9 protein-coding genes are annotated in these 11,475 nt (G+C 62.3%); 7 read left to right on the top strand and 2 right to left on the bottom strand.

The window, feature by feature from the left end; all coding sequences use genetic code 11:
- Window positions 1-194: 194 nt before the first annotated feature.
- The gene (locus GJA_RS19715) at window positions 195-2,468 is read left to right on the top strand and encodes a TonB-dependent receptor (protein ID WP_038495669.1); all 2,274 of its coding nucleotides are present in this window, start codon (window positions 195-197) and stop codon (window positions 2,466-2,468) included.
- A 102-nt stretch (window positions 2,469-2,570) separates the two neighbouring features.
- Here GJA_RS19715 and gluQRS read toward each other — a convergent pair whose 3' ends face one another.
- Window positions 2,571-3,485, bottom strand: coding sequence for a tRNA glutamyl-Q(34) synthetase GluQRS (gene gluQRS / locus GJA_RS19710; protein WP_277914406.1), 915 nt, complete (start codon window positions 3,483-3,485; stop codon window positions 2,571-2,573).
- 293 nt (window positions 3,486-3,778) lie between these two features.
- Between gluQRS and GJA_RS19705 the strand changes: the two genes are divergently transcribed.
- From GJA_RS19705 to GJA_RS19680, 6 genes are all read left to right on the top strand, one after another.
- Entirely contained in the window at window positions 3,779-5,311 is a 1,533-nt protein-coding gene (locus tag GJA_RS19705) for an ABC transporter ATP-binding protein (protein WP_061301646.1), read from the top strand.
- On the top strand, window positions 5,304-6,365 hold the full coding sequence (locus GJA_RS19700) for an ABC transporter permease (RefSeq protein WP_038495664.1): 1,062 nt from the start codon (window positions 5,304-5,306) through the stop codon (window positions 6,363-6,365). The genes GJA_RS19705 and GJA_RS19700 overlap by 8 nt, the downstream gene beginning before the upstream one ends.
- Window positions 6,366-6,368: 3 nt before the next feature.
- The gene (locus GJA_RS19695; RefSeq protein ID WP_144241601.1) at window positions 6,369-7,310 is read left to right on the top strand and encodes an ABC transporter permease; all 942 of its coding nucleotides are present in this window, start codon (window positions 6,369-6,371) and stop codon (window positions 7,308-7,310) included.
- A gap of 86 nt (window positions 7,311-7,396) precedes the next feature.
- Window positions 7,397-8,485, top strand: coding sequence for a BMP family ABC transporter substrate-binding protein (locus tag GJA_RS19690; RefSeq protein WP_174525993.1), 1,089 nt, complete (start codon window positions 7,397-7,399; stop codon window positions 8,483-8,485).
- Window positions 8,486-8,582: 97 nt separating this feature from the next.
- On the top strand, window positions 8,583-9,419 hold the full coding sequence (locus tag GJA_RS19685) for an HDOD domain-containing protein (RefSeq protein ID WP_038495661.1): 837 nt from the start codon (window positions 8,583-8,585) through the stop codon (window positions 9,417-9,419).
- A gap of 176 nt (window positions 9,420-9,595) precedes the next feature.
- Window positions 9,596-10,507 (top strand): type 1 glutamine amidotransferase domain-containing protein, encoded by a 912-nt coding sequence (locus GJA_RS19680; protein ID WP_051781152.1) that lies wholly within the window; start codon window positions 9,596-9,598, stop codon window positions 10,505-10,507.
- 12 nt (window positions 10,508-10,519) lie between these two features.
- Here GJA_RS19680 and GJA_RS19675 read toward each other — a convergent pair whose 3' ends face one another.
- On the bottom strand, window positions 10,520-11,464 hold the full coding sequence (locus tag GJA_RS19675; protein ID WP_038495659.1) for a GlxA family transcriptional regulator: 945 nt from the start codon (window positions 11,462-11,464) through the stop codon (window positions 10,520-10,522).
- Between the last annotated feature and the right edge of the window lie 11 nt (window positions 11,465-11,475).

Here is an 11,475-nt window from a genome sequence, read left to right as displayed (position 1 = left end):
TAAGAACATGACGCGCTCAAGGGATGGCAATTGCCGGGGGCGGGGAAACACCCGTTCGCGTTGCCGACAGCCGCCGTTGCGGCTGTCGGTCATTCATCACGCCGCCACGGCGGGTGGAGTTGCGCCGACCATAAGCAGGAGACATGCAGTGGGACACTCTTCGTAAGACTTCATTTAAAATCTGGGGAAAGCAAATGATCAAAAAGTCCAAGACGCAGCCGCGTCTTAGTCTCACGCATGGCGCCATGCTTGTGTTGAGCGCCTTCATGCCGTTCGGCGCGGCTTACGCGCAAAGCGCGCCCGCCACCGTCGCGGCAAGCGCGGCGCCGGCCGATTCGGGCGCGAGCGCCAAGCCGGCCACCACCGGACAACTGGAAACCGTGACCGTCACCGCCCAGCGCCGCAGCGAAAACATCCGCGACGTACCCGTGTCGGTCAGCGCGCTGCGCGATGAAAAACTCGACGTGCTGGTTTCCGGCGGACAAGATATCCGCGTGCTGGCCGGCAAGGTGCCAAGCTTGAACGTGGAATCGTCGAATGGCCGCACTTTCCCCCGCTTTTATATCCGCGGTTATGGCAACACCGATTTCAATACTTTCTCGTCGCAACCGGTTTCGCTGATCTACGATGATATCGTGCAAGAAAACCCGATCTTGAAAGGGTTCCCGATTTTCGACCTGGCCAACGTTGAAGTATTGCGCGGCCCGCAAGGCACCTTGTTCGGCCGTAACACTCCGGCCGGCGTCGTCAAATTCGAATCGGCCAAGCCGAACCTGAAAAAAGTCGAAGGTTATTACAACGTCTCGACCGCGACCCACAACACCACCAACGTCGATGGCGCCGTCAACGTGCCGCTCAGCGATCAGTGGGCGATGCGCGTGTCGGCCCTGCGCCAGCACCGCGACAATTTTGTCGACAACACCTACACCGGCCAGAAGAATGCACTGGACGGCTACAACGAACACGCCGAACGCGTGCAATTCCTGTACGCGCCGAACACCACTTTCAACGCGCTGTTCAATGTGCACCAGCGCCTGACCACCGGCAGCTCGCGATTGTTCTTCGCCAACCTGATTCAAAAGGGCAGCAACGAGATCGTCGACGGTTTCGATCCGAATAAAATATTCACCGACGGCAAGAACTTCCAGAACCTGCATACCAGCGGCGCCAATGCGCGCCTGAGCTGGGATCTGGACCGCGTGAAGCTGTTTTCGATCACCGGCTTCGAGCAAGTCAACAGCTACCTGAGCCGCGGCGACGTGGACGGCGGTGTTGGCCGGCCAAATCCGCTGTTTACCACGCCATTCAACGTGGAAACCGCCGGCGGCATCAGCGGCGTGCGTCAATTCACCCAGGAATTCCGGGTCGAATCGAAAAACACCGGTCCGCTGAACTGGCAAACCGGCTTGTACTATTTCAATGAAGACGCCAACGGTTTCACCGACAACTTCGACACCCCGACCAGCGCGCTGACCTCGCACATCGCCAGCCGTCAAAAGAATACCGCGTGGGCGGCGTTCGGTTCGGTTAACTATGCCGTGAACGACGCGTTCCTGCTGCGCGGCGGCTTGCGCTACACCCGCGACAAGAAAGATTTCAACACGGTTGAAAACTTCAACGTGGCGCAGATCGGTCCTGGCGGCGTCGATGAAAGCAAGAGCAAGGTCAACTGGGATGTCAGCGGCACCTACAAGATCAATCCGGACGTCAACGTGTACGGCCGTATCGCCACCGGTTTCCGCGCGCCGAGTATCGCCGCCGCCAACAAGGACGTGCCGATCACGGTGGCCGACGCCGAGACCATCACCTCGTATGAAGCGGGCGTCAAGGCCGACTTGTTCAACCGCCGCGCACGCCTGGCATTCAGCGTCTACGATTACCAGATCAAGAACCAGCAGCTGACCGTGGTCGGCGGCAATTCGAACGTCAACCGCCTGATCAACGCGGCGCGCACCAATGGCCGTGGCGCCGAGCTGGACCTGGAAGGTTTTGTGACGCCTAGCCTGAAGATGTCCTTGGGCGGCAGCTACAACTTCACCCAGATCGACGATCCGAGCCTGTCGGTCCTGAAATGCCCGACTTGCACGGTGACCAACCCGATCAATTCCGCCGGCCGGGTGGACATCAATGGCAACCCATTGCCGCAAGCGCCGAAATGGATCGTCAACGCCACCGCGCGCTACTCGATCCCGACCGAAAATGGCGAAGTGTTCGTGTTCACCGACTGGTCGTACCGCAGCAAGATCAACTTCTTCCTGTACCAGGCCGAGGAATTCACCGGCAAGTCCTTGCTGGAAGGCGGCTTGCGCGTAGGCTACACCTGGCAAGAGGGCAAGTATGAAGTGGCTGCATTCGGCCGCAACATCACCAACACCCGCCGCGTGACCGGCGCGATCGACTTCAACAACCTGACCGGCTTCCTCAACGACCCGCGCCAGTTTGGTGTGCAATTCAAGGGCAACTTCTAATAATCAGCCCCGATGCGGGCCGCGTTTTCAGGCGCGGCCTGCATGGAAGTCATTCAACCCGCTTCGGCTGCGCGCCGTGGCGGGTTTTTTTATGCGCGAACATCAGCGCACTGCATGGTCTTGCATTATCTGTCCCCACGCCGGGATCGCCCGGCGCCAGAAATCGTCCAGAGTGTCGGCCCGTACCTCGATGCCGAGGAAGCGCGCCGCCGGCAGGATTGCCGTTTTCAATAATCGCTCCGGCGCGGCGCCGCTGTCGAATGCTTGCGCGCCGGTTTGCTTGGACAGTTTTTCGCCCAATTCATTGTTGAGCACCGGCACATGTAAATAGGCCGGTTGCGGCAAGCCCAGCAATTCCTGCAGATAGATCTGGCGCGCGGTCGAGTCGAGCAAGTCGGCGCCGCGCACCACGTGGCTGATATTTTGCGCCGCGTCGTCGACCACCACCGCCAGTTGATAGGCCCAGAAACCGTCGGCGCGGCGTATCACGAAGTCGCCCACTTCCGCCGTCAAGTCTTGCTGTTGCGGGCCGCACCAGCGGTCGTTGAAATGAATCATGCGATGCGGCGCCAGCGGTACCCGCAGCCTGAGTGCGCGCGCCGTCTTGCCGGGCGCCAGGCCGCTGCGGCAGGTGCCGGGATAGACTTGCGGCGCCAGTTGCGGGCCGGCCAGCCGCAGGCGCGAATCGACGATTTCCTTGCGCGAACAGGAGCACGGATAGACCGCCGTCCCCAGTTGCTCCAGCGCCGCCTCGTATAGCGGCAGGCGCTGGCTTTGCCATGTCACTTCGCCATCCCACAACATGCCGCAGCGTTGCAGCGAGGCCAGCATCTGCCGGTCGGCGCCGGCCGCGTTGCGGTCGCCGTCCAGGTCTTCGATGCGCAGCAGCCAGGCGCCGTCATGCACTTTGGCATCGAGATAGCTGGCCAGCGCGGCGACCAGCGAACCCATGTGCAAGGGGCCGCTGGGCGATGGCGCGAAGCGGCCGATGTAGCGCAATGGCAATGGTGCGGGCAAGTTTCCGGGCGCTGAGCTCATTCAAGCAGGGAGACGAAGTGATTGGGGCGCTCGAAGTATCACTGAAGGAGCGGGGCAAGTCAAACCAGGCGGTACCAGGCGGTCTATGCCTGGCACGTGAAAAATGGTTGTGATGATTGCCGGCATAGCCATGATGTTGCTCCAGATATCGCGATCAGGCTGTGCGGCACTTTACGAAGTAAGCTGTTGCGTTGCACAATGCCTGCGGTTAAAAAATTCCATACGCCACAGAAACCAGTGTCTTTACAATCAATTCTACTCATAATGTCACGATGACTACGCGCCTGAAATTGCAGGGCATCAGCAAACGCTATCCTGCGGTGCTGGCCAACGACGCCATCGACTTGACGGTCGAGGCGGGCCAGATCCATGCGGTGCTGGGTGAAAACGGCGCCGGCAAATCGACGTTGATGAAAATCATCTACGGTTCCGTCAAGCCGGATGCCGGCCAGGTGTTTTGGAATGGCAAGCCAGTCCATCTCGCCAACCCGGCCGCGGCGCGCGCGCTGGGCATCGCGATGGTGTTCCAGCACTTTTCCCTGTTCGATACCTTGACCGTCACGGAAAATATCGCGCTCGGCTTGCCGGCCGATACCAGGCTCGACGTATTGGCGCGGCGTATCGCGGCGACGGCCAGCCAGTACGGCCTGGAGCTGGAGCCGCAGCGCCACGTCCACACGCTGTCGGTCGGCGAACGGCAGCGGGTCGAAATCGTGCGCGCCTTGCTGGCCAGGCCGCAATTGCTGATCCTTGACGAGCCGACATCGGTATTGACGCCTTCCGCGGTCGAGAAACTGTTCATCACCTTGCGGCAACTGGCGGCCGAGGGTTGCAGCATTTTGTATATCAGTCACAAGCTCGATGAAATCCGCGCCTTGTGCGATGTGTGCACGGTGCTACGCGGCGGCAAGAATAGCGGCGTGTGCGATCCGCGCCTGGAGTCGGCGGCCAGCCTGTCGCGCCTGATGACCGGCGCCGAACCGCCGGCCTTGAGCCATGTGCCGCAGACGCCGGGAGCGGTGATGCTGGCGGTGAAACATTTGAACTTGCCGGGCAGCCATCCCTTTGCCACCACACTGAACGATATCTGTCTTACATTGCGCGCCGGCGAGATCGTCGGCCTGGCCGGCGTGTCCGGCAATGGCCAGCAAGAGTTGCTGGCCGCGTTGTCGGGCGAAGATACCCGGGCCGCGCCCGGCGCCATCTTGCTGGGCGATAGCGCCGCCGGACATTTGCCGCCGGGCCGGCGCCGCGCGCTGGGTTTCGGTTTTGTGCCGGAAGAGCGACTGGGGCGCGGCGCCGTGCCGGACCTGACGCTGTCCGACAATATTTTGCTGACTCAACAAGATGGCGATGCGGTGCGCCATGGTTTTGTGCGCGGCAAGGCCATCGCCGGCATGGCGCAAGGCATCATCGAGCGTTTTAAGGTCAAGGCCGGCGGACCGCGTGCGCTGGCCCGCAGCCTGTCGGGCGGCAATTTGCAAAAATACCTGGTCGGCCGCGAAGTGATGCGGGCCCCCACCGTGCTGGTGGTGGCGCAGCCGACCTGGGGCGTCGATGTCGGCGCCGCCGCGCACATCCGCGCCGAATTGCTGGCCTTGCGCGCAGCCGGCTGCGCATTGTTGATTGTTTCCGAGGAACTTGATGAATTGTTCGACATGAGCGACCGCCTGCATGTGATCAGCAAGGGGCGCTTGTCGCCGTCTATCCCCAAGGCCGAGGCCAGCGTGGAACTGGTCGGACTATGGATGAGCGGACTGTGGCCCGATGCAACGGCAACGCATGCAAGGGGGACGCATGATTAAGCTGGAAGCGCGCGCCGCACCCTCGGCGCTGATGGCGTGGCTGTCGCCGCTGCTGGCGATCATGCTGACGGTGCTGTGCGGCGCCTTGTTGTTCATTGCGCTGGGCAAGGACCCGCTGGCCGGGCTGGCGGTGTTTTTCATCGAGCCGCTGCGCGGCGTGCAGGGCTGGGCCGAACTGGGCCTGAAGGTGGCGCCGCTGCTGCTGGTCTCGGTCGGGCTGGTGATCTGCTTGCGCGCCCATGTATATAACATCGGCGCCGAGGGGCAGCTGGTGCTGGGCGCGATCGCCGGCGGCGCCACCGGCCTGTACCTGGACGGCATCGGCGCATCGGGCGCGGGTCCGATGACGCTGGTATTGCTCGCGGGCATGCTGGGCGGCATGGTCTGGGCGGGCATCACGGCGTTCTTGCGCGACCGTTATCACGCCAGTGAAATCCTGGTGTCGCTGATGCTGGTGTATATCGGACAATTGCTGCTCAGCTACCTGGTGTATGGGGTACTCAAGGATCCGGACGGTTTTAATTTTCCGCAATCCAAATTATTGTCCGACGCCATGCTGCTGCCGATCGTGATCAGCGGTACGCGCTTGCACCTGGGCATAGTGCTGGCGCTGCTGGCCGCGCTGGGCGGCTGGCTGTTCCTGTCGAAAAGCGTGTCCGGCTTTCGCTTGCGGGTCGGCGGCATGGCGCCCGCCGCCGCGCGTTATGCCGGGTTTTCATCGCGCAAGGCGCTGTGGACCTCGCTGCTGGCTTGCGGCGCCTTGTCGGGCCTGGCCGGCGTGTGCGAAGTGGCCGGGCCGCTGGGGCAATTGACGCCGTCGGTGTCGCCCGGTTACGGTTTTGCCGCCATCATCGTCGCCTTCGTCGGCCGTTTGCATCCGGTCGGCGTGATTTTTTCCAGTATCGTCATGGCGCTGTTTTATATCGGCGGCGAATTGGCGCAATCGCGCCTCGGCATGCCGAGCGCCATCACCGGCGTATTCCAGGGCATCTTGCTGTTCGCCTTGCTGGGCTGCGACGTGCTGATCCAATACAAACTGCGCTGGAGGAAATAAAACATGGACTCTCTCGGCATGAATATGGCGATGACGATTGCGCCGCTGGTCGCGGCCAGCATCAATGCCGGCACGCCGCTGATGCTGGCCGCGCTGGGGCTGCTGGTCAACGAAAAATCGGGCGTCGTCAATCTCGGCGCCGAAGGCTTGATGCTGATGGCGGCCGTCACCGGTTTCGCGGTTACCGTGCACAGCGGCAGCGTGGCGCTGGGCTTCGTGGCCGGCGCCGCCGTCAGTATGCTGTTGTCGGGATTTTTTGCCTGGATGACATTGTGGCTGGGCGCCAATCAGTATGCGACCGGGCTGGCGCTGTCGCTGTTCGGCGCCGGTACCTCGACCTATATCGGCATCGATTATGTCGGCAAGAGCTTGCGCAATGGCCGTTTCGGCATCCCCTACCTGGAAGATATGCCGTTCATCGGCGCCGCCCTGTTCCGCCAGCATGCGATGGTGTACCTGTCCTTGCTGCTGTGCGCGGCGGTGGCCTGGTTCTTATACCGTAGCCGGGCCGGACTGGTGCTGCGCGCGGTCGGCGAAGCGCCGGCCTCGGCCCATGCGCTGGGCTATCCGGTGCGCCGCATCCGCCTCGGCGCGGTATTGTTCGGCGGCGCCTGCTGCGGCCTGGCCGGCGCATTCCTGTCGCTGGTGTACACGCCGCTGTGGGCCGAGGGCATGGTGGCAGGGCGCGGCTGGATCGCGCTGGCGCTGACCACCTTCGCCACCTGGCGTCCGGCGCGGGTGGCGGGCGGCGCGTATTTATTTGGCGGCATCACCATCCTGACCTTTCATGCGCAGGCGCTGGGGCTGCCTGTTGCGTCGCAACTACTGTCGATGCTGCCGTACATTGCTGCGATTTTTGTGCTGGTGCTAATATCGAGCAACGCCAATTACATCAAGCTGAACATGCCCGCATCGCTGGGCAAACACTTCAATCCGGCAGATTGATGGGTTGAAGAATGACCGATCGGCCCGTTGCATGCTCCCCGGCGGCGCGGCCGATGTTGATTGGCGGGGGCTTTACAAGGAACATCATGTTTAAAAAAATGCTGCGTTCGGCCTTGGCCGGCGCTGTGCTGCTGCCTGTCGCCGCATGGTCAGTTGCCGCCGCGCCCGCTGCTGCGCCGTTGAACATCGGCTTTGTGTATGTCAGCCCGATCGGCGACGCCGGCTGGACTTTCCAGCACGATATCGCGCGCAAGGAAGTGCAAAAGGCGCTGGGCGCCAAAGTCACGACCAGATTTGTTGAAAACGTGCCGGAAAGCGCGGACGCCGAGCGTGTCATCCGCGACCTGGCGCAGCAGGGCAGCAAGCTGATCGTCACCACGTCTTTCGGTTATATGAACCCGACGCTGAAAGTGGCGAAGCAGTTCCCGGACGTAAAATTCATTCATTTGACCGGTTATAAAACCGCGCCCAACGTGGCCACCGCGAATGCCCGTTTTTACGAAGCGCGTTATCTGGCGGGCGTGTTGGCCGGCAAGATGAGCAAGACTCATGTGGCCGGTTATGTGGCCGCCTTCCCGATCCCGGAAGTGTTGCAGGGCGTGAATGCGTTTACGCGCGGCATGCGCAGCGTCGATCCGAAGGCGGAAGTAAAAGTGGTGTGGGTGAATAGCTGGTTCGATCCGGGCAAGGAGCGCGACGCCGCCATCACGCTGTTCGGCCAGGGCGCCGACGTGGTCACCAACCACACCAATTCGACCGCGGTGGTGCAAGCGGCCGAAGAAAAAGGCAAGTACGCGATCGCCTACCATTCGGACATGAAGCAATACGGACCGAAGGCGCAACTGGCCGCCGTGACCCACAACTGGGGTGCCTATTACACCCGGCAAGCGCAGGCGGTACTGGACGGCAGCTGGAAAACCGGCAGTACCTGGGGCGGCATCAAGGATGGCTTGGTCAGGCTGGAAGACATCAGCGCCGGCGTGCCGGCCGATGTCAAGGCGCTGGTACTGGCCCGGGAAAAGGAGATCGTGGCCGGCACCCTGTCGCCGTTCGCCGCGCCGATCAGGGATAACGACGGCAAGATCCGCCTCGACAAGGGCGTATTGGGCGACGATGGCTTGAACAAGATGGATTATTTCGTCGAAGGCGTATCGGGCAAGGTCTCCGGCAAATAATTGGTAATATGTGCTACACGGGAACATTTGTTTCCGTTCCGGCCGGCGCCGGACCACCGCGCAGCGCCCAGCCAGGGCCAGTACAGGGGATAGTGTCATGGAACGATTGGAAGTTTTCAAGATCATTGCGCTGCAAGCTGGTCGTGGCGAGCTGAGCTTTCCAGCCAACGTCAAGGCGACCTTGCAGTTGCAGCAAGCGCTGGACGATCCTGATTGCCATATCGAAGCGGCGGCGCGCATGGTGATGGCCGAACCGCTGCTGTCGGCGCGTACCGTGGCCCTGGCCAATTCGGCCGCCTACAATCGTGCCGGCAATGACATCGCGAATGTGCGGGCGGCCGTGATGCGGCTCGGTTTCCGCACCTTGAAATCGATGGTGGCGTCGGTGATCGTGCGCCAGCTGGGCAACCAGGCCACCGATCCGGCGCTGCGCGCCAAGTCCGCCAGATTGTGGGAACACACGGCACACGTCGCGGCGCTGTCGCAAGTACTGGCGCGCAGGGTCACCAATGTCGATGTCGAGACCGCCATGTTCGCCGCCATCGTGCATGAGGTCGGCGGCTTTTATCTGCTGTCGCGCGCCGAGGAATTTCCGGGCTTGCTGGACGACAATACCGAAGACTGGATCGAATACGGCGAAAAGCTGATCGGCCGCGGCGTGCTGCGCCAACTGGGCGTGCCGGACCAGGTCTTACAGGCGGTCGAAGGCATGTGGCATGGCGGCGGTCCGTTTCCTCCACGCACGCTGGGCGCCACCTTGCTGCTGGCGAATGACCTGGCGCCGGTGGCGTCGCCGTTGCATCCGCCGGAAAGCGCGCGTGCGCGGCAAGCCGCCGCGATGATCGATTTCGGCATCGGCGGCAGCACCTTGCACACCATCCTCGACGATTCGGCCGAAGAGATCGAATCGCTGGCGGCCGCCCTGCTGGTGTAGTCGATGTAATAGATCAGCTCGACAGCCAGGGCCGCCGCCTGCGGCCAGCGCTACCATCAAGCCAGCGAGGATACTGCATGTCTTAATAGGTGGGATATTCGTCATTTACGTCATGGGGCGCCGGCCGTAGACTTTGTTCAGTGCAACACTTCTTACACTGAACAAGGAAATCCATCATGGCACGTTTTACACCACTGAAAACCACCACCGTCCGCACGCTGGCCCGCCTCGGCATGGCGCTGGCCGTCGCTGCGGCCTTTGCCGGCGCCGCCGCGCCTGCATCCGCCGCCGACAAGGGCAAGGTGCTGATCGTCATGTCCAGCGCCCATCAGCTCGAATTGAAGGATGGCAAGAAATACAATACGGGTTATTATCTGGACGAATTGGCGCTGCCGCTGCGCAAATTGCTCGATGCCGGCTACACGCCAGTGTTTGCCAGTCCGAACGGTACCGCGCCGTCGTATGACCAAGTTTCCCACGATAAAATGTTCTTCGAGGGTAGCGAGGAAAAACTGGCCGCCGCCGTCAAGCTGGTCAACAGCGAGCAGGGACCGCTGCATCCGAAAAAACTGTCGGCCGTGCTAGCCGAAGGCACCAAGAATTACGTCGGCATTTTTATCCCTGGCGGCCATGCACCGATGCAAGATCTGTCGCAAGACAAGGATCTCGGCAAGATCCTGCTGACCTTCCATGACACCCAGCGCCCGACCGGCATCATTTGCCACGGCCCGACCGCGCTGCTGTCGACGCTGAGCGATCCGGTCGCGTTCCGCCAGGCCCTGATCGCCGGCGACATCCAGAGCACCGGCAAGCTTGCGGCCGGCTGGCCTTACGCCGGTTACCACCTGACGGTGTTTTCATCGGCCGAAGAGAAATTCATCGAAGGACCGAAGGGGCAACTGGGCGGCTTTGTGCAATTCCACGCGGCCGATGCGCTGGCCGAGGCGGGCGCCCACGTCGAGCGGGTCGCGGCGTTTCATCCGAACGTGGTGGAAGACCGTGAAGTGGTCAGCGGCGAACAGCCGATGTCATCCGATGTGTTCGGCGATGCCTTTGTCGCCAAGCTGAATCGCTACAAGGTGCGCTGAGCGTTTGCATTTTCAGGCTGGTGCGGCAATCCGGGCATTGCGCCGCAGCACTTGCGGCGGTTGCCCGAAGGCGCGCAGGAAGGCGCGCCGCATCCGTTCCGGATCGGCGAAGCCGGTTTCGCGCGCCACCGCGTCGATCCCGAGACTGCCTTGTTCGATCATCAGCCTGGCCGCTTCCAGGCGCAGGTTTTCGATCGCCTTGGCTGGCGACTGGCCGGTCTCGGCGCGGAACGCCCGGCTGAACTGGCGCGGACTCAGGCAGGCCTGGGTGGCCAGTTCCTCGACCGACAGCGCATTGCCCAGATGACTTTCGGCATATTGCAAGGCGCTTTGAATCCGGTCCGACCTGGGGCTCAGTTCGAGCAGCACGGAATGCTGCGACTGGCCGCCCGCGCGGCGGTGATGCAGCACCAGGTTTTTCGCCACCAGCCGCGCGACATCGGCGCCCAGGTCCTTTTCCACCATGCCCAGCGCCAGGTCGATGCCGGCGCTCATGCCGGCCGAGGTCCACACCGGTCCATCGTGGATGAAGATGCGGTCTTCTTCGACCGTCACATGGGGAAACTTTTTTTGCAGGTCGCGCGCCGCATACCAATGGGTGGTGACGCGGCGGCCATCGAGCAGGCCGGCGTCGGCCAGCACCAGCGCGCCGCTGCACATCGACGCCATGCGCCGCACGGTCGGCATCGACGCGCGCAGGAAGTCGAGCAGCGCCGCGCTGCTGGGCGGCGCACCGACCGCGCCGCCGATGATCAGCGTATCGAAGCCGGCGTTTTGCAGCGACTCGGTATCGATCGTCACGCCCATCGAACTGCGCATTGTCCCGCCATGCTCCGACATCACGCGGATCTCGTAGGCCGGCTGGCCGGTGACCAGGTTGGCGAACTCGAACACCGACAGCGCGGCAAAGCTCATGAACTGGAAATTCTGCGTGGCGATGAATCCTATGCGCTGCATGTTTTGCTCCG

It is taken from the genome of Janthinobacterium agaricidamnosum NBRC 102515 = DSM 9628 (assembly GCF_000723165.1).
Classification (GTDB): domain Bacteria; phylum Pseudomonadota; class Gammaproteobacteria; order Burkholderiales; family Burkholderiaceae_D; genus Janthinobacterium; species Janthinobacterium agaricidamnosum.
Note: the sequence above shows the minus strand (reverse complement) of the source record. Positions and strands in the feature narration are given on the sequence as shown.

Bases quoted from the DNA above. Each gene is read 5' to 3' on its own strand.
- GJA_RS19715 (WP_038495669.1), top strand. From the start codon at position 195: ATGATCAAAAAGTCCAAGACGCAGCCGCGTCTTAGTCTCACGCATGGC.
- GJA_RS19705 (WP_061301646.1), top strand. From the start codon at position 3,779: ATGACTACGCGCCTGAAATTGCAGGGCATCAGCAAACGCTATCCTGCG.
- GJA_RS19700 (WP_038495664.1), top strand. From the start codon at position 5,304: ATGATTAAGCTGGAAGCGCGCGCCGCACCCTCGGCGCTGATGGCGTGG.
- GJA_RS19695 (WP_144241601.1), top strand. From the start codon at position 6,369: ATGGACTCTCTCGGCATGAATATGGCGATGACGATTGCGCCGCTGGTC.
- GJA_RS19690 (WP_174525993.1), top strand. From the start codon at position 7,397: ATGTTTAAAAAAATGCTGCGTTCGGCCTTGGCCGGCGCTGTGCTGCTG.
- GJA_RS19685 (WP_038495661.1), top strand. From the start codon at position 8,583: ATGGAACGATTGGAAGTTTTCAAGATCATTGCGCTGCAAGCTGGTCGT.
- GJA_RS19680 (WP_051781152.1), top strand. From the start codon at position 9,596: ATGGCACGTTTTACACCACTGAAAACCACCACCGTCCGCACGCTGGCC.
- GJA_RS19675 (WP_038495659.1), bottom strand. From the start codon at position 11,464: ATGCAGCGCATAGGATTCATCGCCACGCAGAATTTCCAGTTCATGAGC.